This is a genomic window from Streptomyces sp. DG1A-41 (genome assembly GCF_037055355.1).
In the GTDB taxonomy this organism is placed as follows: domain Bacteria; phylum Actinomycetota; class Actinomycetes; order Streptomycetales; family Streptomycetaceae; genus Streptomyces.
In genome coordinates this window covers 2,613,871-2,638,652 of the sequence record NZ_CP146350.1, presented here as the reverse complement: position 1 = coordinate 2,638,652, position 24,782 = coordinate 2,613,871, and the positions used below count along the sequence as shown (strand labels likewise).

The window sequence follows — 24,782 nt, the reverse complement described above, 5'->3', positions numbered from 1 at the left end:
TCCGAGGGGAGCCGCACCATGCGCGCAGCCGTACTGCACGAGATCGGCCAGGACAAGCTGGAGGTCCTCGACGACGTCGAGGCGGTGGGGTTCGGACCCGGCAAGGTGCGGATCCGGGTGCGCGCCACGGGGCTGTGCCACTCGGACCTGTCCGCGATGAGCGGGGTGCTGCCGCAGCCCGGTCCGTTCGTGCCCGGGCACGAGGGGGCGGGCGAGATCCTCGAAGTCGGCGAGGACGTCAACCACGTGACGGCCGGTGACCGGGTCGTCGTGTGCTGGCTGCCCGCCTGCGGTGCCTGTCCCGCCTGCAAGCGCGGTCAGACCGAGCTGTGCCTCGCCGGGTTCATGAACGCGGGCACCCCCAACTTCAGGCGGCCCGCCGGAGCCGTCTTCGGCATGGCAGGCACCGGTACGTTCACCGAGGAGGTGGTCGTCGACGCCGGGTGCGCGGTCCCGATACCCGACGACGTGCCCTTCGACATCGCCGCCCTCATCGGCTGCGGGGTGACGACCGGGCTGGGCGCCGCGCTCAACACGGCGGACGTGGAGGCCGGTTCGTCCGTCGCGGTCATCGGGTGCGGGGGCGTGGGCATCTCCGTGATCCAGGGGGCCCGGCTGCGCGGGGCCGCCGAGATCGTCGCCGTCGATCCGGTCGTCTCCCGGCGGGAGGCCGCCCTGCGGTTCGGGGCCACGCAGGCCGTCTCGCCCGGCGAACTGCCCGACGCCAAGCAGCAGATCACCGCCGGCGAGGGCTTCGACTACGTCTTCGAGGTCGTCGGCAAGTCCGCCACGGCCCGGACCGCCTACGACACCACCCGGCGCGGCGGCACCCTCGTCGTGGTCGGCGCGGGCGCCATGGACGACTTCCTCCAGCTGAACATGTTCGAGCTGTTCTTCGACGAGAAGCGGATCCTGCCGTCCATGTACGGCGGCGGCGACATCCTGCGCTCCTACGAACGCACCATCGCCCTGTGGCGCGCGGGCCGCGTCGACCTGGCGGGCCTGATCACCCACCGGGTCCCCTTCGCCGACATCAACGAAGCCCTGGACCAGATGCGGACCGGGACCGCCCTGCGTACCTGCATCGAGATGTGAGGACACCGCCATGCCGCTGCCGCTCCAGGGACTGTCCGCGATCGTCACGGGCGCGGGTCGCGGGATCGGCCGGGCCGAGGCGCTGGAACTCGCCCGGCTCGGCGCCGCCGTGGTCGTCAACGACTACGGGCAGCCCGGCCGATGGGGGTCCCCCCTGCTCGAGCGAAGCCGAGAGCTTGGGGGAGGCACCGGCGAGGCCTCCGCCGGGCCCGCCGAGGAAGTCGCCGCCGAGATCCGCGCGGCGGGCGGGGCCGCGCTCGCGCACACCGGCGACGTCTCCGACTTCGGGCAGGCGCGCGCACTGGTCGAGTCGGCCGTCGCCGCGTTCGGGAAGCTCGACATCCTGGTCAACAACGCGGGGATCCTGCGCGACCGCATGGTGTTCTCGATGGCCGAGGAGGAGTGGGACGCCGTGCTCCGCGTTCACCTCAAGGGGCACTTCAACACCATCCGGTTCGCCGCCGCCCACTGGCGGAAGCGGTCCAAGCAGGCCGGGGAGCCGGTGTACGGGCGGATCGTGAACACCTCCTCCGAGGCGTTCCTCGCCGGTTCCGCCGGACAGCCCAACTACGCGGCGGCGAAAGGCGGGATCGTCGGCCTCACGACCTCCACGGCCCTCGCCCTCGCCAAGTACGGCGTCACGGCCAACGCGATCTGCCCGCGCGCCCGCACCCGGATGACCGAGGACGTCTTCGCGGGCGTCGAACAGCCCTCCGGCAACGGCCTCGACCCGCTCGCCCCCGAGCACGTCGCCCCGCTCGTCGGCTATCTGGCCTCGCCCGCCGCCGCCCATGTGAACGGACAGCTCCTCGTGGTGCACGGCGGCATGGTGGCCGTCGTCGAACGGCCGCGCGTCGCCGCCCGGTTCGACAGCAAGCAGGACACCTTCACGTACGACGAACTGGAGGCCGTCCTCGGGCCGTACTACGCGGACCGGCCTGCGGGGGAGACGTTCGCGGCGGCGGAGGTGCTGGGGCTCGGACGCAGGTGAGAGACACGGAACGGTCCTCCCCGCCATGCGGCGGGAAGGACCGTCACCGGTCCGCCGCCTGACGTTCCGTCAGGCCGCCGTCTCGGACTGCTCGGTCTCCGCCACCGGCTTGCGGTGGCGGCCGCGCGGAGCCGTCTCGCCGTCCTGCGTGGAGACCTCACCACGGTGCCGGCCGTGGCCGGCGGAGATCGCCTGGACGGTGGGGGTCCCCCCTGGACGGAGCTTGTCGCAGTCCTTGGGGGAAGTGCGCTGGTTCGTGCCGGCGTCGCTCATCGGATGGAATTCACCCCGTCAACATGATCTTTCTTACAGCCGGGCGAGTGTAACCGGCACCCCGCACCCCGGATCCAGGCGGCCACGCGAACCGGCACTAGTTCGTTACAAGCCGTCCCAATGGCGCCTGTTGCAACGGGACCGGGCGTGGGGTGGAGGGCGCCGGGGGGTGAGGGGGGTCGGCTGGTGAGGCGGGTTGTACCGGCTGCTGCGAGTGGTTCCCCGAGAGCTCCGGAGCCGGGTGTTCCGGAGCCGGGTGTTCGGGAGCCGGGTGTGCCGGAGCCGCGTGTGCCGGTTCCGGGGGGTGGCCCGGTGCGGGAGGCGCCGGTTCCGGAGGATGTCCCGGGGTCGGGGTCGCGCCAGCGGCTCGGGCGTCCGGCCTCTGCCCGGGCCCCGGGTGCGGCGGCGTGGCGCCCGGCTCCTGCGGTACGGCCGCGGGCGGGCTCACCTGTGCCACGCCGCACGGCACGGCCTCCGTCGCGTACGGCAGACGCAGCACCCCGTCCGGCGTCCACAGCCCGGTGCCCGCCAGCCACCCCTCGGGCGCCGGGAGATGGTGCACCCGCCGCTCGGCCGGCCGCCACACGCCGACCCAGCTGCCGCGCGGCCCGTCGACGCGCAGCGCCACCGCACAGCTCTCCGGCGTCAGCATCTGCCCCGGCTGGATCGCGAACGGCGTGAGGGTGCAGCCCCGCAGCCTCAGGCACTCCGGGAAGCGCACCGGCAGTGTGCTGCCGAGGACCCCCCAGCCCAGCCGGTCCTGCCCCGGGGAGGGCGCGTCCGAGCGGACGATCAGCAGCCCGCTGTCGTGGTCGGCGAGCAGCAGCCTGTCGTCGCTGTCGGCGGCGATCTGGAGCAGCGGCGACACTTCGCCGCCGCGCTCCAGGTCCACCACGACGGCCTTGGTGCGCCCGCCGGTCTCCCGGTCCAGGGCCAGCAGCCGCCCCGTACGGTCCAGCCAGACCCCGCCCGAGCAGCGGCCGGGCAGCTCGGCCAGCCGCTCGGGCCCGAAGGCGCCGCCCGCCACCAGCCACACCGTCGTCGAACGCGGGCCTACGGCCAGGGCGTACGCCCGCCTGCCGCCGGGGGCGGGCGGCAGCAGCCGCAGCCGGGCCGTGTCGTCCGGGCACTCGACCACGCCCAGGGGCAGCTCGCCGGTGCCGGGCCCGGTCGGATACAGCAGCGAGAAGGCGTGCCGCCCGGCCACCAGACGGTGGATGAGGACCCGCCCGTCGCCCATCGGCTGTACCTCGGTGCCCGGTTCCTCCGGCTGGTTGCGGGGCAGGGGGACCGCGTACGGCTCGGGGCCGTCCAGGGTCCAGCGCTCCGGGAACCAGGAGTCGCCGGCCGACGCGAGGCGCGCGGCGTAAGCGCCGTCCGCGGTGAGCGTGCATCCTGCCGGCGCGGCCTCGTCGTCCTCGTGTCCCGCCGAAGGCTCGATCGCACACAGTGTCATCGTTCGGTCACCTCCAGTGACGAACGTAGTTTTCGCGTGCGTGCGGGGAATCCGCAGGCTCCGGACTTCACACATAAGGGTGTTCCAGGAACGATTCGCCTGAGGATGTGAGGGCTTCTGTGCTCCGCGGGGCGAGAGCCGGGCGACGGGGGCTGGGGCGAGGGCGGTGGGGATGGCGGCGAAGGTGACGGTGGCGGTGGCGGTGGCGGTTCAACGCCACAGATCAGCCGGGTAGCCTTGCACCCGTGCCCCGTCTGTCTGAAGTCATCGCCGCCCTGGAGAACCTGTGGCCCGCCGAGCGGGCCGAGTCCTGGGACGCGGTCGGCACGGTCGTGGGCGACCCGGACCAGGAGGTCACGCGCGTCCTGTTCGCCGTCGACCCGGTCCAGGAGATCGTCGACGAGGCGGTGAAGCTGGGCGCCGACCTGGTCGTCACCCACCACCCGCTGTATCTGCGCGGCACGACGACGGTCGCGGCGACGCACTTCAAGGGCCGTGTCGTCCACACCCTCATCAAGAACGACATCGCGCTGCACGTCGCCCACACCAACGCCGACACCGCCGACCCCGGCGTCTCCGACGCCCTGGCGGGCGCCCTGGACCTGCGGGTCACCGGGCCGCTCGTGCCGGACCCCACCGACCCGGAGGGCCGCCGGGGCCTGGGCCGCGTCTGCGCGCTGGACCACCCGCTGACCGTCCGCGAGTTCGCCGCCCGTGCCGCCGAGCGGCTGCCCGCCACCGCGCAGGGCATCCGGGTCGCCGGCGACCCCGAGGCGGTGCTGCGCACCGTCGCCGTCAGCGGCGGCTCAGGCGACAGCCTCTTCGACCAGGTACGCGCGGCGGGCGTCGACGCCTTCCTCACGGCGGACCTGCGCCACCACCCCGTCTCCGAGGCCCGCGCCCACAGTCCCCTCGCGCTGCTCGACGCGGCGCACTGGGCCACCGAGTGGCCCTGGTGCGAGCTGGCCGCGAGCCAGCTCGACGAGATCTCCGACCGGCACGGATGGGACCTGCGCGTCCACGTCTCGAAGACGGTCACCGACCCCTGGACCGCCCACGCGGCCTCTGCCCACCCGTCGCCCGCCACCGCCCTTCCAACGAGCGCTACGCGCCCTCCTTCCTCTTCTGACCCCCTGGGAGCCCCGAACTGAACGCCGAGCCCGCCGACCAGATCCGACTCCTCGACGTCCAGGACCTCGACGTCCGCCTCCAGCAGCTGGCCCACCGGCGGAGGTCGCTGCCCGAGCACGCCGAGATCGAGTCGCTGACCAAGGACCACACCCAGCTGCGCGACCTGCTCGTGGCCGCGCAGACCGAGGAGAGCGACTGCGCCCGCGAGCAGACCAAGGCCGAGCAGGACGTGGACCAGGTGCGCCAGCGCGCCGCCCGCGACCAGCAGCGCCTGGACTCCGGCGCCGTCACCTCCCCCAAGGACCTGGAGAACCTCCAGCGGGAGATCGCCTCGCTGGCAAGGCGTCAGGGCGATCTGGAGGACGTGGTGCTGGAGGTCATGGAGCGCCGGGAGTCCGCGCAGCAGCGGGTCGCCGAGCTGACCGAGCGGGTCGGCTCCGTCCAGTCGAAGATCGACGACGCGACCGCGCGCCGCGACGCCGCCTTCGAGGAGATCGACGCCGAGGTCGCCACGGTGACCAAGGAGCGCGAGGTCATCGCCGGTTCGGTCCCCGCCGACCTGCTCAAGCTGTACGAGAAGCTGCGCGAGCAGCAGGGCGGCATCGGCGCGGCGAAGCTGTACGCGCGCAGCTGCCAGGGCTGCCGGCAGGAGCTCGCCATCACCGAGCTGAGCGAGATCCGCAGCGCGGCGCCCGACAGGGTGATCCGCTGCGAGAACTGCCGCCGCATCCTGGTGCGCACGTCCGAGTCCGGTCTCTAGGTCGCTGGGAGCCGTTGCGGTGCGGGAGTTCATCGTCGAGGCCGACGGCGGGTCGCGGGGCAACCCGGGGCCCGCGGGCTACGGGGCCGTGGTGAGCGACGCGGCGACGGGCGAGACGCTGCGGGAGGCCGCCGAGTACATCGGCGTCGCCACGAACAACGTCGCCGAGTACCGCGGCCTCCTCGCCGGCCTGCGCGCCGCGCATGAACTGGACCCCGCCGCGACGGTCCATGTCCGGATGGACTCCAAGCTCGTGATCGAGCAGATGTCGGGCCGTTGGAAGATCAAGCACCCCGACATGAAGCCGCTGGCGGCGGACGCGGCCCGGATCTTCCCGCCCGGGCGCGTGACGTACGAGTGGATCCCGCGAGAGCGGAACAAGCACGCGGACCGGCTGGCCAACGAGGCGATGGACGCCGGGGCCAGGGGTGAGCAGTGGTCGGCTTCGACGTCGACGGCGGAGCTGGACACCGCTGCCGCCGGGGTTGCCGCCCCGCCTGGTCCGACTGGCCCGCCGGGTGACGCCGCGGCGGGCGCCGCGAGGGCCCGCGAAGCCCTGGCGGCGGGGCGCCCCTCCGCCACGCCGACCGGCTCGGAGCCGGAAGCCGGGCCTTCTCCCGCGCCTCCTTCCGCCCGCGGAGCGACGGAGCGGCCGAGCGGCGTCGGCGCGTCGGCTGATGACGGCGCGTCGGCTGACGCTGACGCGGGTGCGGTGAAGGCGGATGCCGACGCCCGTGCGGCTGGGGCGGGTGCCGGTGTTCGTGCGGCTGCGGCGGATGCCGACGTTCGTGGGGCCGGGGCAGACGTCGGCGTTCGTGCCGCCCTGGCGGATGGCGGCGCTCGCGAGGTCAAGGCCGATGCCGGCCTTCGCGAGGTCAAGGCCGATGCCGACGCTCGTGCCGCCAAGGCCGTCGCCACCCCCGGCTGGGCCCCAGCCGACATGGGTGCCCCCGCAACCTTCGTACTGCTGCGGCACGGGGAGACGCCGTTGACGCCGCAGAAGCGGTTCTCCGGCAGTGGTGGCACCGACCCCTCCCTCTCCGACGCCGGCCGGGAGCAGGCCGAGCGGGCCGCCGCCCTGCTCGCCCGGCGGGGCACGATCCAGGCGATCGTGTCGTCGCCCCTCGCCCGCACCCGGGAGACCGCCGGTATCGTCGCCGCCCGGCTCGGCCTCGAGGTGAGCGTCGACGACGGGCTGCGCGAGACGGACTTCGGCGCCTGGGAGGGCCTCACCTTCGCCGAGGTGCGCGAGCGCCACCCCGACGACCTGAACGCCTGGCTGGCCTCCCCGGACGCCGAACCCACCGGAGGCGGCGAGAGCTTCGCGGCGACCGCCACCCGGATCGCCGCCACCCGCGACAAGCTGATCGCGGCGTACACGGGCCGCACGGTCCTGCTCGTCACGCACGTGACCCCGATCAAGACGTTCGTCCGGCTCGCCCTCGGCGCCCCGCCGGAGTCCCTGTTCCGGATGGAACTGTCGGCCGCGTCCCTGTCGGTCGTCGCGTACTACGCGGACGGCAACGCCAGCGTCCGGCTCCTCAACGACACGTCCCACCTGCGCTGAGCGCCGCCGCCTCGCGGGCCGGCGCCTCGACGCGGCCCCGGGCACGCGCCGCGACCGCGTCCTGCGGCGGCATCCAGCTCCCGCCCACGCAGGCGACGGAAGCGGGCGCCCGCGTCCACCACCTCCGTGACCTGCCCGGGGCTGATCACCGTCCCGGCACCCACCACCGCCTCCGGCACCCGCCCGGCGATCCCCCGGACCACGATCCGATGACCCTCAGTGCACCTCGGTCCGATGACCGTCAGTGGACCTCGGTCACCAGCACATCCAGCGCCCACGCCTGCCCCGCCTTCGCCGGGGCCTGCGCCTCCACGACGTACCCGAGATCCCGCAGCGCCTCCACCAGCTCGGCCGGCCCCTCGGGGCGGCCCCGGCGGTCAGCAGGCTGCGCACGATCCGCCCCTTGGTCGCCTTGTTGAAGTGGCTGACGACCTTCCGGGTCGGCGCGTGCAGCACCCGCACGGAAGCCGTCCGCCCGGCGACCTCGCCCTTCGGCTTCCACGCGGCGGCGTACGCGGCGGACCGCAGATCCAGCACCAGCCCGTCCCCGGCCGCCTCGGGAAGCACCGACGCCATCGGCGTACGCCAGTGCGCGCCCAGCGCACCGAGACCCGGCAGCTTCACCCCCATCGAGCACCGGTAGGACGGAATCCGGTCCGTCACCCGGACCGCACCCCACAGCCCGGAGAAGACCAGCAGCGACCGCGCGGCACGCCGCTTGGCGGCGGCGTCCAGGGATGCCAGACCGAGGGCGTCGTACAGCACCCCGGTGTAGATCTCCCCGGCCGGCCGGGCCCCCGCCGTGCGCAGCTCCGCGTTCTTCGCGACCTCGCCCCGCAGCCCCTCGCTCAGCCCGAGCACCTCGCGCGCCTTGTCCTCGTCGCCGGCGCACAGCTCGACCAGCTCGGTGAGGACGGCCTCCCGGGCGGCGGTCAGTTCCGGCAGCGACAGCGACTCCGGCTTCAGCGGGGCACCGCGGCCGGAGGAGGCCTTGCCTTCGGACGGCGGCAGCAGGACAAGCACGCGTACTCCTTCGATCGAACTCCGGGACAGCGTACGGGGGGCTCAGACACGCGCCTGGCCGAGGGCGCGGACGAGCCCGTCGGCGTCGTCGGCGTGGAAGCGGACGACCCGTACCTCCCTCCGGCGCCCGAGGAAGGTGACGTGCGTGACCGGTTCCGTCAGTTCGAGCGTCACGGTGGTCTGCGACCCGACCTCGACGTCGAGCTCGCCGTCGGCCCGCTCGTGCGTCATCCGCAGCTCGCGCCGCACCGAGGCGATCCGCTCCAGCGGCACCCGCAGGTCGACATGGACGTACCGGCGGATCCGCAGCGAGCCGTCGTCCGTATCCAGCACGTGCGGGCGTACGACGGACGAGGCGTGCAGCGCGACGACGAAGACGATGCCGTACACGTCCAGGAAGAGGAACACGGCGTGCACGGTCGGCCAGTCCCGCAGCAGCACGGACATGGCGACGGTCTCGACGAGGCACACGAACCCGAACCCGAACATCACCGCGCCCTGCCCGCGCGCGTACCCGAAAGCCCGCCCGCTCCTCGTCCCGTGCGTGCGCCGCGCCACCCACAGCACGAGACTCACGAGCAGCCGCGCCTCGTGCCGGACCAGCAGCCGCGCGATCCTCATCGCCGCTCCTCGGCGAGGATGCGCAGCGTCCGGCGGATCGCCTCGGCCTGGGCCGGGGCCAGGTCCTCGTAGAAGGCGCGCAGCACACTGTCGTCGTGGTCGAGGTCCCCGATCTCCGGGAACAGCCCCGGGGGAATGCAGTCGGCGAGGGCCCGGGCGGCCCCGGCGACGCGCGGATCGTCCGGCTCCGCGTCGGCGAGCGCGTCGAGCCGGGCGTACGCCTCGTCGGCCCGCGCCACGGCTTCGGGCCGGCCGAGCACCTCACCCAGCGACGACACGAGCTGCTGCCGGGCCTCGTCAGGCATGGCCGTCTCCAGGAAGGCGATGATCTCGCGGTCCTTGGCGGCCATCGGCGAGTCCGACAGATGCGCGGTCCCGGCGAACAACGCGGCCAGCTCGGGTGACACCGGCCCCTCGGCGGGCAGCCCGCCCTCCGCCTCCAGCAACGCCCGCAACCGCCGCCGTCGCTCCCGGATGGCCTCCTCCTGCCGCGCCAGATCCTCGTCCAGCTCGGTCAGCACCTCGACGAGGTCCTTCCCCGCGTCGTCCGCCAGCACATCCCGCACCTCCGCGAGCCCCAGCCCCAACTCGGTCAGCCGCCGGATCCGCGCCAGTACGACAGCGTGACTCAGCGCGTACTGCCGATACCCGTTCGCCCGCCGCTCCGGCTCCGGCAACAGCCCCAGATGGTGGTAATGCCGCACGGCCCGCGTGGTGACACCGACGACGCCGGCGAGTTCTCCGATCCGCATGGGACCAGTAGAGACGTTGACGTCGCGGCAAGGTCAAGGACCGGTTGTGGCTTCTGACAGCGGCCGCGATCGTGTGCCACGATCGAGGGTACGGTTCCCGATCCGACGGACGGGTGGTTCGGAGGGGCGTGACATGACTGCCACCCTGGCCGCACTCGTCTACGCCCCGGCGGCCGCGCTCACCTGATCGTCCTCGCTCCCCGCCCCGAGGTCCCGGCCGCCCTGGCAGGACTGGGAGTGCTCTGCACGGCACTCGCCTCGTCGCCTTGCTGGAACTGATCAAGGAGGCTGGTCCGACCAGGGCGACAGTGATCACGTACGTCGACCGCGGCGGCGGCAGGGGCCCTGTTCTTCGACGAGCGCCTGACCCCGGCATCATCGCGGCCTTCGCCCTGATCCTCGCGGGTTCGGTCCTGGCGACCGCCACCGGTCCCCGGCCCCGCTCACGCCCGGTACCATGGTCGACACGGCAGACGAGCCGGGCGGACGGCCGCGTGGAGTCCCCCTGACGGGGAGCTCCCCGAGGAACGTCCGGGCTCCACAGGGCAGGGTGGTGGCTAACGGCCACCCGGGGTGACCCGCGGGACAGTGCCACAGAAAGCAAACCGCCGAGGGCTCCGGCCCTCGGTAAGGGTGAAACGGTGGTGTAAGAGACCACCAGTGCCTGGGGTGACTCAGGCAGCTAGGTAAACCCCACCCGGAGCAAGGTCAAGAGGGGGCACCTCTTCGAAGGAAGGGGTGCTCCTGCGCGGACGCTCGAGGGCTGCCCGCCCGAGTCCGCGGGTAGACCGCACGAGGCCGGTGGCAACGCCGGCCCTAGATGGATGGCCGTCGCCCGGGGCTCCGCGAGGAACCCCGGGAACAGAACCCGGCGTATAGCCTGACTCGTCTGCCGCTCCTTATTTTCGCAGGTCAGAGGCTATGTTTTATAGTTGAACAAACTCCCCGGGTCGAATCCGGGTCGAATCCGGGTCGAATTTGGGCCCGCGTATTGTCGTCACTGTCTGCAGCTCATGCAGCAGATCCGGGCATCCGGGCGTTAAAGGTGGTTCAACGTCGGCCTGTAGCTGACATTCAGGCGGCGGACAAATATCGGAAGTACATGTACGAGGTGTCTTCTTGTCGACCCGCTCTGGCTGAACTCGATCACCGATGGTGCGCCCTGCGGTGGACCCGGGAAGTGCGCCGTGGCTGCCTCGGCGTGGTCTGCCCCGGTCGAAGGAGAGCCGTCTACGTGCCTAGCGCAGCCCCCCGGAACCTCCGGCGCTCGGTCCGTCAGCCGGCCACCCTGCGCATACCTCAGAGGCCCCATGCCCCGGGATGACTCCGGGGCAGAACCTGTCCACCAGCCCGGATGCCCACCGACCGCCCCACCAGACTTCTCATGACCGTTGACACCTGTCCTGCGCGTCGCGAAATCCGCGGGAACGTAGATCATCACGTTGATTGGGCCACGCGCGGTGAGCATGCTTCCAGCACGGCCTGGGTCTGGACGTGCGGTGTGGTCTCACTCGGTGCGAGGAGTGGCCGTGGCCGAACTGGCCGGCGTCCGGTGCGTCACAGCAGGCCCAGATTCGCAACTATGGCGTAGAGGTAGTTGCGATGATGGGCATTTGGTTGCGACACTGGTATCGAAGAGACGGACGCCGTGAGAGGAGGTGGCTATGCGAGGCGGACTGACAGGCATGGAAGCGCTGGGTTCGTTGCTTCCTGCGGAGTCCTTGACCCGGACTGCAAGCCCTGCCGATGTCGGATACCGAGTCGGACAGGCCCGTACCCGCCGTGGACTGACGGGTGATGCCCTCGGTGCCCTCGTCGGGCTGGGTAAGGACCAAATCTCGAAGATCGAAAACGGTCGGCGCAAGATCGGTGTTCGGGAGCTGCCGAAGTTCGCGGAAGCCTTGGGCGTCTCGGTAGCCCATCTGCTCGGGCAGCCTTCCCGGCCGACCTTGGCCATGGCTCACCGGCTGGCAGGCGACACCAGCCCGGACGAGGACAGCAACGCCAAGCGCCGCGCACTGCAGTTGCTTGAGGTCGAGGACGTTCTGACTCAGCGCGCGGCGCCGCCTCCCGCCTTGCCGACCGCAGCAGGGCAGCAGGTTTTCGACTACGCACGCAAGGAACTGTCCCAGCGTCCGCGTAACAAGGCCGAGGCCGAACGCCAGGGCAAACGCCTGGCCGAGCAAATGAGACACCAACTTGGCCTGGGTTCGCACGAGCTGGGTGACCTGCCCGGACTGATCGAGCGGCACTTCGGGGTCGACGTAGCGTTGTCTCCGCTCGGAACTCAGACGGATGGGCTATGCATCCATGGTGACGGTGTGGCGCTGATCGTGGCCAGCACTGACTTCTCCCAAGGTCATGTGCGGTTCACACTCGCTCACGAACTGGGCCACCACTTGCTCGGTGACCCACGTGACGTCATCAACGAGGGCGAGCGGGACATGTTCGCCGACAATCTGCAAGAAAGGCGTGTCAACGCCTTTGCGGGCCACTTGCTGATGCCCGAGGAGGGCATTCGCGAGACCCTGAAATGGCTGAGTGCCGGACGTGTCACCGAGCGCAGCCTGGTTGCACTCATGGAGCAGTTCGGCGTCTCCCTGGCGGCCCTGGTCTACCAGCTCTGCGTCATGGGCTTGATCACCTACGATCAGAGCAAGCGCCTGCGCAGCCAGAGGGTGACAGATCTCGTCACGCGCCACGCCTCGGTGGCTCCCACTGGTGCGGGGATCACGGTTCGGCAGACAGTCCGCGCGCCCGAGCGTCTCTTGAGCGCCGCGGTAGACGCAGCCCGCAACCAGCACGTGGGCCTGGGCGTAGTGGCGACCTTGCTGCAACGCGAGGACGACGATGCTCTGTGGGATGCGGTGATGGAAGCTGATCCCGAGGTGCTCGTCTGACGCCGGCCAGCGCGGTGACGACTCCCGCGCCCGCAAAGCCTGCCCTGTGGTTCGTCGACACCTCCTCGCTGTTGTCCCTTGCCGCTGATGACAACTTGCGCCAGACGGTCCAGGGCGAACTGGTGTCGCAGCGCCGCGTCTTGCTGGACGTCGTCGTCGACGAACTGGAACGCCTGGCAAGCCAGGGCCCACCAGGCATCAAAGACCTGGCGGTAGCAGCGCTGGGGCAACTCGACTGGCTGGGAGAACCCGTAGACACCGACGAACTTGTCGCGGCGGAGCGGGTCGTGGAGATTCAGGACATCATGCGCAGCGGCAGGAGCCTGAGACATCCGGCGGAGCACTGGGCAGAGTCAGTGATCATGGCCATGGCCGAGCGGCTTCAGCAGATGGACCCGTACATGCTGTGCGAGGACTACAACGCACGCATTGAATCACTCCACCACAACCTCACGCCCTTCAGCATCCACAAGCTGCTGGCTCGCATGGTCCAGGGTGATCGCCTCGCCGCTGACGAAGCGGTTATTTTCGCAGATGCTCTCCAGGCTGCTGAACGAGGGAAGGACTACACGGCCGCGGAGTTCATATCCGGCCGGTTGGGCCGTTTGGGCCAGCCCTAGCCTGGGGAGCTGGACGGCCGCCGACCTCCAGCCGCCGACATCTGGTCGAGCACGCACATTCAGCGCCGTGGGCGGCTGGCCATGTGAGATCGGGGTGTGGTGACAGCCCAACCGGCTTACGGGGGCGCATCGGGCTGGCGGACCAATGCGGCGGGCTGTCGTCTGCAGGCGGTGAGCGGTGCCTCGACATGGATGCGTCCTCGTGGCCTGGAAGAGGCGCACAAGCCGTGGCGAGCGGGCGGATCGGTTAGGGGGCCAGGGCCCGCCTCTACGCTCGCGTGACCGTCCGAGTCCTGGGTCTGGCTAAAAGAGCGTTTTGTCCCGGCGCAGTTGTTTGGTTCCAAGTTCAGGTGTCGCGCCAGTTCGGGGTGGATTCGCGGGTGAGTCGTCGACTTATGAGGTCGATCATCGCGACGTGAATCATGGCTTCGGAGCGATGTGGGTGGGCCTCGTAGTCGCGTGCGAGGCGGCGGTGGTGCATCAGCCAGCCGAAGGTCCGCTCGACCACCCAACGTCGGGGGATCACCTTGAACCCTTTGACGCCGGGATCGCGTTGGACGACTTCGACGTCGATTGTGAGGCGGGCGCCGTGGTCGATGGCTTTCGTTCGATAGCCGGTGTCGGCCCACGCCTTGGTCACTCGAGGGGTTGCGGCGGAAACCTGGGAGAGCACCTGGATGCCGCCGGCGTTGTCGGAGACGCTTGCCGCGGTCACCCATACGGCCAGTAGCAGTCCGAGGGTGTCGACGCCGATATGGCGCTTACGGCCTGCGATTTTCTTGCCCGCGTCGATGCCTTGGCCGGCCGCGGGCACGTTGGCGGAGGTCTTGACGCTCTGGGCGTCCAGCACGCAGGCGCTCGGCTCGGCATCCCGGCCTTCGGCCTCGCGCACCAGGCGACGCAGCAGGCCGTTGAGCTGGTCGAAGATGCCCTCCTTCTGCCAGGCGGCGAAGTACCCGTACACCGTCTCCCACGGAGCGAAGTCGTGGGGCAGATAGCGCCAGGGGATCCCGGTGCGGTCGACGTAGAGGATGGCGTCCATGATGCGGCGCAGGTCGTGCTCGGGCGGTCGGCCGATGTCCAGGCCCCTGCCCCTGCGTTCGGACCGCCAGGTGGTGAGGGTGGGCCCGATCAGTTCCCAGCGCGCATCGGACAAGTCGCTGGGATACGGGCGGTGTCGCGTCATGTTTCGGTAGTACCGTCGGGCACGACGCGTCCCCAGGGCGCAAACGGCGTCAACCGGGGGCGCCTTGGGATCAGACAGAAGCGAACCGGCCGAAACGGGCCGACGCACGATGCCAGCTGTCACGCCGCCCTCATCAGTTACTTCCGCCTCAGCAATCTCAGACCAATGCGCCCTCTAAAGCACCACGAAACAACCTGTTCGGGACAAAACGCTCTTTAACTGCTCGTTTCAGAATGGAAGGAGTCACTCGAACGCGGCCACCCCGTCGAACGCCCGGCACCCGTCTCGGCGTGAGCAGCATCAGCCGGTCCGCAGAAGCCGGGAGGATCTCAGGCGCTCGCATGCCCGTATGTGCAGGTGGCCATCGCGGGGGAAGGAGGGCGGTGCCGCGGGCAGGAGGGTGTCGAAGTCGTAGCGGCTCTTCTGTGCAACCCGGCACGATGCCAGGTTGTCCACCTGGTGCAGGAGTTTGAGACGCTCCAGCCCGTCGGCTTCGAAGGTGTCGAAGGCCCAGTTGGTGAGTGCCTCCAGAGCGCGGGAGGCCACTCCCCGCCCGCGTGCGTGCGCCGCGGTCCAGTAGCCCACTTCGGCCGCCGGTTTACCGGAGGCGACTTCCTTGAGGACCACGTTGCCCACCAACTGGTCGCGAACTGAACCGGGTTGTGCCTCAAGGACGGCGAAGCCGAACCGGTCCCCTGCTGCCCAGCCCTGCTGCTGGGCCTGCACCCAGCGTGTCCCGTCGGCATCGTTGTCCATGACAAAGCTCGCCCAGCGGCGCAGTACCGGATCCCGGCTCACCTCGACCAATGCGGCGACGTGCTCCATGCACCAGGGGCGAAGAACGAGTGCGGGAGAGACCGGCGACGCGGCGACCTGAAGTACGACTGGGGCACTCATCAGCTGATCATATGCGGCGGTGTTCTTACCCGACGCGGGCCGCGTCCGTCCCATGCCGCCTTGTGACCACCCCGTCATTGCTGTGTCCGGGCGCGCAGAGCCTGGACGGACCAGTCGAGCACCGGAGCCAGGCTCTCCGGGGCCGGCCAGCTGTTGACCACTGCGAGCAGCTGGAGGTACCGCTCCCGGCGCGGATCGTTCACGCTCTCCAGCCGAGTCGTCAGCCGGCGGCGAAGCGCGACGTCGTCGGGGCGGCCGAGGAGGTGTGCGTAGAACGCAGTGAAGGCCGCGACGATCGGATCAGCCTGGGGCGAGGCCGGGTCGATGCCTGCGGCCAGGGCCGGTCCGGCCTGGTCACGGACGGCTGCGGCGATGTCGCGGCGCGGGACCGTCACCCCGCTTCGGGTCTGCTCGGCCGCCTGGTCCTCGGCCATCCGCCGCACGACGGCGCGGAAACCCGGGTCCAGGGACATCTCGGCCAGCTCCACCCACGCCTGGACCTGCTCTGTCTTCGGGTTGCGGGGCAACTCGGGGGTCATCGAGCGCATGACCCCCGCAAAGGCGGGGGCGGCGTCAAGACCGCCGAAGACGGCGTCGAGGAAATCGCCGATCAGACGTCTGCGTTCGTCCTCGGAAAGCTGGGCCAGCCGGTGCATGAGTTCCGTCTCCTCAGGTGTGGACGCGCGCTCGGCCACCGCCGTCAGCACCGCGCGCCGCAGGCGCAGGACGCGGATCTGCACTGCCAGTGCTTCGGCGTGCGCTGCGGCGACCTCGGGAAGCGAGAGCTCGCGGTCCACGACCTTGCGGATCGTGGGAAGGTCCAGTCCCAGCTCGCGCAGGGTCCGCACGAGGTCCAGGCGTGCGACGGCGTCGATGCTGTAGAGGCGGTAGCCGGCCGGGCTGCGGTCGGTCGGCGCCACGATTCCGCGATCGGAGTAGAACCGAATGGTCTTGACCGTGAGACCGGTCCGTCGAGCGAGTTCGCCGATCGAGTAGAGCGTGTCGCCGTTCATGTCCCCACCTTCGTGTCTCCCCCTACAGGAGACTCAAGTCCCTTCGCCGGCCGGCAGGCAACCACTCCTCATCCACACGTCTGACAATTCCTCTTGCCGGACCAGAGCGGGCGGCTCGCCATCCGTGCGCTGCCCGGGCCGGAACAGGAGTCTGGTCGGTCAGCTGGGCGAGCCGAGTTCTCTGGGGCCGTAGAGGGCCGCGGGCTTTCCCGTGAGCAAGGCCCAGTAGCGGTCCCCGAAGGACCAGTGCCACCATTCCGTGGGGTAGTTCACCAGCCCCGCGGCCGTGAGCACGGTGCCCAGCAGCTTCCGGTTGGCGCGGGCCTCCTCGCTGATGTTCGGGGCGTGGGTGTAGCAGGCGCCGGCGCTCTCCTCCGGGTCCGCGTTCATGCGCGTGCCCAGGTCCAGCTCGTGTCCGTCGGCGTCGGCGAGGGTGAGATCAACGGCCGCGCCCGCGCTGTGCGGCGCGATGTCGGGGGGTGACACGTACCTGCTCGCCGCCGAGTGGATCTCCTCGGAGGACCAGCCGGGGTTGGCGGCGCGCAGCCGGTCGGCGTACTCCTCGAAGTACTCCCGCTGGAGCGAGGGGGGCCGGTAGCCCTCGACGAACAGCAGCCGGATGCCCGCCGGCAGCATCGTCTGAGCCGTGAGCAGCCGTTCCAGAACGCCTTCCCGCAGGTGGGCGAAGGCGTCCGCCGGGTCCTGCTTGCGGGTGTCGACGAGCAATCGGCCGCCGGGGCGGACGCCCACGAGGCGTTCGCCGGACTCGATCACAGGCACGGCGGCGACCCTCGGATCCGACATCAGCACGATCTCGTTCACGGCTGCCGTCCCACGTCCGGCCGGTGCGGCCGGGGGACGCACGCCGAACCACTGCTCGGCGCCGTACTCCTCGAACCGCTCGACCTCGGCGAAGCCCAGTCTCGCCGCGAGGCGCATCGCCCGGTCGTTGGCGCTCTGGGTGGAGAGCACCACGGGTTCGCCGGGCCGCGCGCCAGTGAACCAGTCGAGTACCGCCGCGCACGCCTCGAAGGCGTACCCGTGTCCCCATGCCTTGGGCAGGAACAGGTAACCGAGTTCGGTCTCTCCGCCCTCGGGGCGGACGTGTCCCCGGCGCTCGGCACCGCGGGGATCGAGCGTGATCATGCCGATCATCGTTCCGTCGAGTTCGACCACGAAACAGCCGGGGCGTCGGCCGGGCACTTCGGGCATCCCGCGCTCGAGTTCGTCGCGCGGCCGGGCGCCGCCGATGTAGGTGCCCACCTCGGGCGAGGCGAACAGCTTGACGAAGGCCGCACGGTCCCGGGCCTCAGACGTGCGGAGCACGAGCCGGTCGGTCGGTATCGGGGCCGTCGGCCAGGTTCCAGGTTCGATCATGGCGGGGAACCTACCGCACGCCCTGTGAGAGCGAGCGACGAAGAAGCCCGGCGGCTGCCCGGCGATCTTTCTCCTGCGGTCTGCAACCGGGACCGCTTCGGTACGCGTGTCGATGATCTGAGAAGCGCGCTCGAAGCGGAACCGGCGGGACCGTGAAGCGAGCGCGGGACAGCGAACGGACGGAAGGCGACACGGCGTGGGTCACGACCAGGTTCTCGAAGCGTTTCAGCTGGAATGCGCAGCCCTCGGCGACGCCGTGGCCGGACTGTCCGAGGCCGAGTGGAACCTCCCGACACGCTGCACTCCCTGGACCGTACGCGACCTACTCGGGCACGTATGCGTGGTGATCGACTGGCTTCCGGCCATGCTGGACGCGCCGGAACCCGGCGAGGCGGAGATCTCCGCGGTGGAGTACTACCGCCCGGACGACCGCTTCTCACCCCAGACCAACGCCAAGCGGACCGCCCTGGCCCAGGACCGTGCGGCGAGGCCGGCCGACGGCGCCGCCTTCGCCGAGGACTTCGCCGCGACGTGGCGGCGGGTCGACCGGCTCTGCCAGGACCAACCCGGCGGTCGGACCGTGCGGACACGGCATGGCGACGCCATGCTCCTGTCGGAATTCGTCCTCACCCGCGTCGTGGAAGTCGCCGTCCACGGCCTCGACCTGGCCGACGCACTCGGACGCGAAGCCTGGCTCACCCCGGCGGCCGGTGACGCCGTGGCAGAGCTGCTCCTGGGCGCGGAGCACGCCCCGGCGGCCGACAAGCTGGAGTGGAGCCGTTCCCGCTTCCTGCGCAAGGCCACCGGCCGGGAGTCGCTGACCGAGGCGGAGGCCGCACAGGTCGAACGGCTCGGCATCCACTGGCTCGCCCTGGGCTGATCTCCGCGCACAAACCGGTCTAGGTCGGACACCGCGACCGAGGTAGTGGTGGCCGGCCATGTGGCACCAGGCGGGCAGGTCGAGCGGGGCGGCCCGACGGTGCTCGGGGCCGCGCGGTCCATCTACTTGGGCCGGCTCACCCTCGGCTGGCGCTCTACGGGGCGTAACTGATCGTCTCAGGATGAGGTCCGTAGGCGGCGCAGGCATATGAGGCTGCAGGCCAGTTCGAGCAGACCCTGATGGAGATCGGCGCGTCGCTCGTAGCGGGTGCGGAGCCGTTTGAACTGGTGCAGCCAGGCGAAGGTGCGCTCGACCACCCAGCGCACCTTGCCCAGTCCGGAACCGTGGATGACGCCGCGCCGGGCGATCAGCGGCTTGATGCCGCGCTTCCACAGCAGGCGACGGTACTTGTCGAAGTCGTAGCCCCGGTCCGCATACAGGCCCCCACTCCAACCGCAGCGACTCTGCGGCATCAGCCGGCGTATCAAAGTCGTCGACCGCGACAGGGGCCGAGCCCGATCGCCAGGCGATCTTGGCACCGGAAGCAGGGATGCGCATCATGCATGGAATATTTTGAGGTATGTTCGGCTCCCGCATGGCCCTGTCTCCAATGTGGTAGATGTGCTCGAAGCCGCTGGCGCTCTGCTCGTGGTCCGCGATCTCCAAGGTTGGACACAGGCCGACCTGGCACGGGAGATGACGGGCCGCGTGGCACATCGTCGACTTGGTGGCGCAGCCCTCCATGTTGACGCTGGCCCGTGAGTCGCGTTCTTTTCGTCGTCGCGGCTCGCCGCCGTCAGGGCTTCCACCTGGAGGCGTGTAACTGCCAGAGTCGCGTGAACGCGTCGCAGCGCCAGCGCGCCCATGGAGGCGCGCTTACGGTGGTGAACGAGCCCGACGCCAACCCCGCCGTTGTCAGTGGCGCGGCATAGCATCTCCGGCGTGTACCTGAGAGCTGCGGCGAAAAGGGCGAGACGCTCGCCCCTCACTGCCAGGCGACCGGCTTCGGCTCGGCTGACATACCCCTGCGACGCACGCCACGCGACACCGGTCCGCAACACGAACAGGATGCCGGCGAGTGCAGCCCGGTCCGGAACGCGAAGCCGCCCAGGATGCCGGTGGCGCGCACGGGACTGGCAGAGCAGGTGAGGAGCCATGGTAGGCCCGGCGCTGGGTGCAGCCCCTCGGCTTCGCCACTGAGCCATGACCACATGTCTGGCCTCAACTTGGCATCGGCCCCGACGGGCGTAAGGGCGATCGCATCTGGGTCTACAAGCCGGAAGGAAACACGAGGGGTGGAGACGGATTGAGCTTCAGGACGCTACGTGCCTGGAACGGCGAGCAGAGTCGGGCATTCGAAGAGCTGTCGTATCAACTGCTCAAGAACCGCGTGCCAACAGGTACTCAGGCCATCCGAACCGGCAACCCTGACGGCGGCGTGGAGTGGTACGCCACGCTTCAGGACGGCACGGAGTGGGGCTGGCAGGCCAAGCACGTGGAGGGCATCGATCCGCTGCTGACCGCCATGACGGATTCGGTGAAGCGCGTAGCCAAGGAGCGACCAGAACTCCGCAAGCTGACGTTCGCGATCTCCTGGAACCTTGCCACCGGAACGCGCGGCGGGGAGCGCAAGTCTCAGCGACAGAAGTACGAGGCAAAGGTCGCAACCTGGAAGAAAACGATCTCCGGCGCCGACGGGATTCAGTTCGAGCTGGTGCAGGAGAGCGACCTGCTCGACGAACTGGCCAAGCCGGAGCACCGTGGCCGGCGCTGGTTCTGGTGGCATCACGTGGTTCTCGGCCGCGACTGGCTGGAGCAGCGCTACAAGGAGCAGGCCGACGCTGCCGGCGAGAAGTACCGGCCCGACCTGCAGGTCGACCTTCCCATCCAGGAAGACCTGGTCGCGCTCGGCTTCGACCAGTCGGTCCTCACACATTTCAATCGACTGCGCCGCGACGTCATCACCGCCGTAAACGATCTACACGTCCTGGTCAAAGACGAGGATGATCCTGACGCTGCCACGTACCAGGCCATCCATGACACGGCAGCTGTCTTGAAGGCAACCGCGAGTGCCCTTGCAGTACAAGCAGGGGACCCCCCAACTCCCCTAGTGCACCTCACCGATCAGCTATCGGCTACTGCCGAAGCCATTGAAGCTGCCAGGGACTATGAGCGACGGGCGAAGGCCGAGTGGCGAGAGCTGCCGAGCGACGACCCCAAGCGGAACCAGAACCCCCCGGAACGGCCGAGGGATACGGCGTCGGTGTCCTGCGCACAGCGATCAACGAACTGCACGCATGGCTTGAGTCTTCGATCGGCCGAGCCTTCCGGCGGCGCGCCTACTTTCTTACGGAACAAGCCGGGTCGGGCAAGACACACCTGCTCCTTGATGCCACCCACCGCGCTCTGCTCGCCGATCGGCCCGCGGTGTTCCTAGCCGGTGCACAGTTCGGCAGGGGCGACCTCTGGGCGAGCATCGCTGATCAGCTCGGTCTGGAGCCCGTCGGCGGCGATGTCCTGCTCAGTGCCATGGACGCTGCTGGCGAAGCAACCGCAACGGCCGGTAGCCGCTTCGTGATCTTCATCGATGCCCTCAACGAGACCACACCAGCCGACTTCTGGCGAACGCATCTTCCGAAGCTGCGGGCTGCCGTCGCCCGACATCCCCACATCGCCCTCGTCGTCTCCTGCCGCGACACCTACCGTGATCTCGTGCTGGAGGGCACCGAGGACAAACACTACGTCCACCGCACGCACCCGGGATTCGCCGAGCGAGAAGTCGAGGCGACACAGCGCTACTTCGACCACTACGGCCTCGAAGCTCCCAAAATCCCGCTCCTGACACCCGAATTCACGCTGCCGCTCTTCCTCCGCCTGTACTGCGAAAGCCTCTCGGAGGCCGACACTCACGCGGCCCCAACCGGCCACGAGGGCCGCATCGCCATCTTTGAGCGCTACCTCAGCGCAAAGATCGGCACGGTCGCTCGCCGCCTCCGCCCCCACGCAACATCAAGCTACGAACTGCAGGCAGCGCAGACTCACGTCCGCCACGCCCTCGACGCGCTCCTCGACGAGTTGTCCCGGCTCGGCCGCGAGAGCATGAGCGCTGCCAGCGCCCATCAGACCGTCAGGTCGTCGCTCGAAGAACCCCGGATCGACACTGCCCGGCTCTTGGGCCTCCTGCAGGAAGAGGGAGTACTCACACGCGAGCGTCTCTACCTGGGGAACGGAAACACCGGGGAAGGCATCCGCATTGTCTTCCAAGCCTTCGCGGACTTCCTGCTCTTGAGGCGTCGGCTTGCACTGTCCGCCGACCCGCTCAACGACGAAGCGGTGAGACAATGGCTGACGGAGGAGAGCAGCTGGGGGATCAACGAGGCCGCGACCATCCTGTTCCCGGAGGTCTACGGTGTGGAGCTGCCGGACCTGCTGAGCATCAGGATGACGGACCCGCCCGACCGGCACGAAGACAGGGCAGCCTGGGACCAGCATCAACGCGCCCGCCGGCTCTACGAGTCACTCGTGGAGACATTGCCGTACCGTGCCTCGGAAGCAATCACACAGCGGACGATCGACCTGTTGAACGAGGCACAGCCCTATCTGCGCCGTTCGGAGTTCTTTGGGGTGCTGTTCGCCCTCGCACCACAGCCCAACAACCGCCTCAACGGCGAGGGACTGCACCGGTATCTCCTTCAGCAGAAGATGCCAGAGCGCGACAGCGATTTCGGGTTCGCGATGTATCACGCGCTGTTCGACGCGTCGGGCACGGCAGCACGACTGGCCCGCTGGGCGGCTGGGGGACCCTATCCCGCTTACGACGCCAAAGTAGTCGAGCTTGCCTGCATCCCATTGTGCTGGCTCTTGGCTTCTCCGAACCGATTTATGCGGGACTGGACTACCAAAGCCCTGGTGCAACTGCTACGTGGGCACCTCGATGTCATGCGCGCACTCGTCGAGCGTTTCTGGGCGGTCGACGATCCCTACGTAGTCCAACGTGTGATCGCGATCGCCTACGGTGCACTCCTGCGCAGCTCACCGAAACAGGCTGATCAGGCCAAATCCCTGGCCCATCTGGTCCACCACCTCGTCTTCACCCCACCCGTGCGACCGGATGAACTACTCCTCGACGCCGCCCGCGGTGTCGTCCGATGGGCCGTAGCGCAGCAACTGCTGCCCGCATCGGCGCTAGACGCGTCCCGGCGCCCGTACGGGCTGACGGTGCCTGGCCCGCCACCGACGGAGGCGACGCTCAAGGCCAAGTACGGATGGCGCGAGGGGCAACCGGCTGACGAGAGCTATTCGTCGATCGACTTCTCATTGATGGGCATGGGTGACTTCGCCCGCTACGTCGTCCAACCTGGCGTCCATCACTTCTCGCGCTACCGCACCGGGCAGACCTATCCCGAACGACGGTCCCGGGAACCGCGGTTCATCAAGAGCCGTTGGGAGAAGTTCGTCGCGTCCCTAAGCGATGAACAGAAGGTGACCCTGGCCGACGAGCTGCGCAACCCTGAAGAGCAAACCTTGAGCCCGCTTGAGTTCCTTCTGAACCATGCAGAGGATCCGCTGAGCGAAGAGCAGAGAGAGCTCTGGGACGCCGCGTTTGTGTATCCCAAGCCGGTCGATGACGAGTACCCGGCGGACGTTGCTTGCCGCTGGATCTTCCGCCGCACAATCAGTCTCGGCTGGACACCCAAGCTCTTCGGAGATGAAGACCGACGCATCGGCCATGGGCGCGGCAGAGAAGGACACAAGGCCGAACGCTGGGGCAAGAAGTATCAGTGGATGGCATACCACGAACTACTGGCCCGGGTTGCAGACAATTACCAGAGTTCGCGGCGTTTCGGAGATAGTGCACCGTATGAGGGATTGCATCAGATCATCGGCGACCGAGAGATCGACCCGAGTCTGCCCCCGATCGACTACCACGCCTTCAATGAAGAAGACGGCGGCAATGGCGTAACGGCATGGAGTTCGTCGCTGATCAACCTCGAAGAGTGGCCACCTGGCCGCCTCGACTTCAGCCGATACCGCGGAGACATCAGACGATTCCTGGCCGATTCCGCCTCCGAACCGACCATGGCCAGCTCCTTGTTCGTCCGTGATCGAGAAGGCCATGACTGGGTGGTACTCGAAAGCTTCGTGAAGAAGGTCGATCCGTTGGCCGACAAGGGCTGGCGCGGCCTTCAGGAGAAGGGCGCCATTGACACGCTGCTCGTCAAGGCGGATGCTGCCGGCACCCTCTTGAACGCCTTGCGAGATGAATCACGTCACGACCCCCGCGATCTCGTCGACTCCAACGGTCACACCGACTGCTGCTATGTAGGCGAAGTAGGACGGGTGGGGCCGAGCTGCCCGCACCGGCACGACGCCCTTCGCTCGGTATCGATCGGCGGGAAAGTCGTGGAGGTCGTACCCACCATCGAGCAGTACACCTGGGAGGGCAGCATCCTTGACTGCTCCATCGGCGAATCCGCAACCGCCGTCCTGCCCTCGACCTTCATCCAGCAGGCCGCGGGACTGACTTTCGATATGCGAGGCCCGAGCTGGCTCGATACTGCCGGCGCGCCCATGTTCACCTACTACGAGGAACCTGGGGATGCGAGTCGGGCGCTTTTGGTGAGGAAGCCCTTCCTGCAGAAATTCCTGGTGGAGCACAACCTTGAGCTGGTTGTGTGGCACTGGTACGAGCGAATGCAGCTACGAGACGACTACCACCAAGGCCAACACCCCTATGTCGAATCGAACGTCATCGCCCGGCTAGGGGCGGACATGAACGTTCGCCAGGGCACCCCGCAGCGGACAGAACGAGACCTGGAGTGATTGGCAGAGCCACCCTCACCGTGATGTACGGTGCCACAGTTGCTTCCGCAACGAGACGGCTGGTTAAGGGGCTTCTGGCCCCGGTGGTTTGAGGTCCGGTGGGTAGCCCTTTGCGCGGAGCCAGGCGTCAAGTGCGAGAGCGACGATGTCACCATGAGGGATGTCGGTGTCGGCGTTGCAGCGGCGGATCCGGCGCTGGAACTGAAGAACTTCAGGGACGGCGTGGTTGAGCTGCCCTCGTTTGGTGTGCCGGTCTTTGATGACGTTCAGGGTGTCCGGATGCGGCGTAAGAGCGTCGTCGTTTGGCTGGAACTCGGCGTCGAGCGCGTCAGCGATTTCCCGCAGTCGGCGGGCATAGGGGGAGTGATCAGGCACTAGAGCTGCTCCGGTCGGTCCGGCTAGGCGGATAGCTACCCG

19 protein-coding genes, 1 other RNA gene and 5 pseudogenes are annotated in these 24,782 nt (G+C 69.2%); 12 read left to right on the top strand and 13 right to left on the bottom strand.

The features are described 5' to 3' along the window. Positions 1-18 precede the first annotated feature (18 nt). Together V8690_RS12325 and V8690_RS12320 are read left to right on the top strand one after the other, a co-directional pair. Entirely contained in the window at positions 19-1,095 is a 1,077-nt protein-coding gene (locus tag V8690_RS12325) for a Zn-dependent alcohol dehydrogenase (RefSeq protein ID WP_338778257.1), read from the top strand. Positions 1,096-1,105: 10 nt separating this feature from the next. After that, the gene (locus V8690_RS12320; protein WP_338778256.1) at positions 1,106-2,086 is read left to right on the top strand and encodes a 3-oxoacyl-ACP reductase; all 981 of its coding nucleotides are present in this window, start codon (positions 1,106-1,108) and stop codon (positions 2,084-2,086) included. 69 nt (positions 2,087-2,155) lie between these two features. On the opposite strand, the gene V8690_RS12315 is transcribed toward V8690_RS12320, so the two are convergent. Both V8690_RS12315 and V8690_RS12310 read right to left on the bottom strand, forming a co-directional pair. Further along, positions 2,156-2,359 (bottom strand): hypothetical protein, encoded by a 204-nt coding sequence (locus V8690_RS12315; protein ID WP_338778255.1) that lies wholly within the window; start codon positions 2,357-2,359, stop codon positions 2,156-2,158. A 97-nt stretch (positions 2,360-2,456) separates the two neighbouring features. Next, positions 2,457-3,815 (bottom strand): hypothetical protein, encoded by a 1,359-nt coding sequence (locus V8690_RS12310; protein ID WP_338778254.1) that lies wholly within the window; start codon positions 3,813-3,815, stop codon positions 2,457-2,459. 245 nt (positions 3,816-4,060) lie between these two features. Here V8690_RS12310 and V8690_RS12305 point away from each other — a divergent pair, with 245 nt between their 5' ends. From V8690_RS12305 to V8690_RS12295, 3 genes are read left to right on the top strand one after another with little or no spacing between them, the layout of a single operon-like run. Beyond that, positions 4,061-4,966: a Nif3-like dinuclear metal center hexameric protein gene (locus V8690_RS12305; RefSeq protein ID WP_338778253.1), complete on the top strand. Its 906-nt coding sequence runs from the start codon at positions 4,061-4,063 to the stop codon at positions 4,964-4,966. Next, the gene (locus V8690_RS12300) at positions 4,963-5,706 is read left to right on the top strand and encodes a C4-type zinc ribbon domain-containing protein (protein ID WP_338785323.1); all 744 of its coding nucleotides are present in this window, start codon (positions 4,963-4,965) and stop codon (positions 5,704-5,706) included. The genes V8690_RS12305 and V8690_RS12300 overlap by 4 nt, the downstream gene beginning before the upstream one ends. 19 nt (positions 5,707-5,725) lie before the next feature. Continuing rightward, on the top strand, positions 5,726-7,273 hold the full coding sequence (locus tag V8690_RS12295) for a bifunctional RNase H/acid phosphatase (RefSeq protein ID WP_338778252.1): 1,548 nt from the start codon (positions 5,726-5,728) through the stop codon (positions 7,271-7,273). On the opposite strand, the pseudogene V8690_RS12290 reads toward V8690_RS12295, so the two are convergent. The 4 genes and pseudogenes from V8690_RS12290 to V8690_RS12275 all read right to left on the bottom strand — a co-directional run. Beyond that, positions 7,248-7,373 (bottom strand): annotated as a pseudogene (locus V8690_RS12290) (keto-deoxy-phosphogluconate aldolase); the annotation flags it as partial. The gene V8690_RS12295 and the pseudogene V8690_RS12290 overlap by 26 nt on opposite strands. 141 nt (positions 7,374-7,514) lie before the next feature. Further along, positions 7,515-8,296 (bottom strand): annotated as a pseudogene (gene yaaA / locus V8690_RS12285) (peroxide stress protein YaaA). A gap of 42 nt (positions 8,297-8,338) precedes the next feature. Beyond that, complete coding sequence (locus V8690_RS12280; protein WP_338778251.1) at positions 8,339-8,917, bottom strand: hypothetical protein; 579 nt, start codon at positions 8,915-8,917, stop codon at positions 8,339-8,341. After that, the gene (locus V8690_RS12275; RefSeq protein WP_338778249.1) at positions 8,914-9,669 is read right to left on the bottom strand and encodes a MerR family transcriptional regulator; all 756 of its coding nucleotides are present in this window, start codon (positions 9,667-9,669) and stop codon (positions 8,914-8,916) included. The genes V8690_RS12280 and V8690_RS12275 overlap by 4 nt, the downstream gene beginning before the upstream one ends. 474 nt (positions 9,670-10,143) lie before the next feature. On the opposite strand from V8690_RS12275, the gene rnpB reads away from it, so the two are divergent. The 3 genes from rnpB to V8690_RS12260 all read left to right on the top strand — a co-directional run bounded on the left by rnpB (position 10,144) and on the right by V8690_RS12260 (position 13,189). Then, an RNA gene (gene rnpB / locus V8690_RS12270) (RNase P RNA component class A) lies at positions 10,144-10,561 on the top strand. A 772-nt stretch (positions 10,562-11,333) separates the two neighbouring features. Continuing rightward, positions 11,334-12,569, top strand: coding sequence for an XRE family transcriptional regulator (locus V8690_RS12265; RefSeq protein WP_338778247.1), 1,236 nt, complete (start codon positions 11,334-11,336; stop codon positions 12,567-12,569). Positions 12,570-12,583: 14 nt separating this feature from the next. Beyond that, the gene (locus V8690_RS12260; protein WP_338778246.1) at positions 12,584-13,189 is read left to right on the top strand and encodes a hypothetical protein; all 606 of its coding nucleotides are present in this window, start codon (positions 12,584-12,586) and stop codon (positions 13,187-13,189) included. A 346-nt stretch (positions 13,190-13,535) separates the two neighbouring features. Here V8690_RS12260 and V8690_RS12255 read toward each other — a convergent pair whose 3' ends face one another. The 5 genes and pseudogenes from V8690_RS12255 to V8690_RS12235 all read right to left on the bottom strand — a co-directional run. Then, complete coding sequence (locus V8690_RS12255) at positions 13,536-14,375, bottom strand: IS5 family transposase (RefSeq protein WP_338778245.1); 840 nt, start codon at positions 14,373-14,375, stop codon at positions 13,536-13,538. A gap of 300 nt (positions 14,376-14,675) precedes the next feature. Next, positions 14,676-15,272 carry a GNAT family N-acetyltransferase gene (locus V8690_RS12250; protein WP_338778244.1) on the bottom strand — a complete coding sequence of 199 codons (597 nt, stop codon included), beginning with the start codon at positions 15,270-15,272 and terminating at the stop codon, positions 14,676-14,678. Positions 15,273-15,346: 74 nt separating this feature from the next. Then, positions 15,347-16,285: a MerR family transcriptional regulator gene (locus V8690_RS12245; protein WP_338778243.1), complete on the bottom strand. Its 939-nt coding sequence runs from the start codon at positions 16,283-16,285 to the stop codon at positions 15,347-15,349. A 159-nt stretch (positions 16,286-16,444) separates the two neighbouring features. Further along, positions 16,445-17,107, bottom strand: a complete 663-nt coding sequence (locus V8690_RS12240) for a M15 family metallopeptidase (RefSeq protein WP_338785322.1) — start codon at positions 17,105-17,107, stop codon at positions 16,445-16,447. Positions 17,108-17,125: 18 nt separating this feature from the next. Continuing rightward, positions 17,126-17,662 (bottom strand): annotated as a pseudogene (locus V8690_RS12235) (GNAT family N-acetyltransferase); the annotation flags it as partial. Positions 17,663-17,858: 196 nt separating this feature from the next. Between V8690_RS12235 and V8690_RS12230 the strand changes: the two are divergent. After that, positions 17,859-18,542, top strand: a complete 684-nt coding sequence (locus V8690_RS12230) for a maleylpyruvate isomerase family mycothiol-dependent enzyme (RefSeq protein ID WP_338778241.1) — start codon at positions 17,859-17,861, stop codon at positions 18,540-18,542. Between the two features lie 176 nt (positions 18,543-18,718). Here the strand turns inward: V8690_RS12230 and V8690_RS12225 are convergent. After that, positions 18,719-18,982, bottom strand: a pseudogene (locus tag V8690_RS12225) (transposase); the annotation flags it as partial. Positions 18,983-19,579: 597 nt separating this feature from the next. Further along, a pseudogene (locus V8690_RS12220) lies at positions 19,580-19,666 on the bottom strand (IS5/IS1182 family transposase); the annotation flags it as partial. 182 nt (positions 19,667-19,848) lie between these two features. Between V8690_RS12220 and V8690_RS12215 the strand changes: the two are divergent. The 3 genes from V8690_RS12215 to V8690_RS12205 all read left to right on the top strand — a co-directional run bounded on the left by V8690_RS12215 (position 19,849) and on the right by V8690_RS12205 (position 24,743). Then, on the top strand, positions 19,849-20,979 hold the full coding sequence (locus V8690_RS12215; protein ID WP_338778239.1) for a hypothetical protein: 1,131 nt from the start codon (positions 19,849-19,851) through the stop codon (positions 20,977-20,979). Then, a complete protein-coding gene (locus V8690_RS12210; RefSeq protein WP_338778237.1) occupies positions 20,970-24,365 on the top strand; it encodes a hypothetical protein in 3,396 nt (1,131 codons plus the stop codon). Before V8690_RS12215 ends, V8690_RS12210 begins: the two co-directional genes overlap by 10 nt. 153 nt (positions 24,366-24,518) lie before the next feature. Continuing rightward, positions 24,519-24,743, top strand: coding sequence for a hypothetical protein (locus V8690_RS12205; RefSeq protein ID WP_232027020.1), 225 nt, complete (start codon positions 24,519-24,521; stop codon positions 24,741-24,743). The last annotated feature ends 39 nt before the right edge of the window (positions 24,744-24,782 follow it).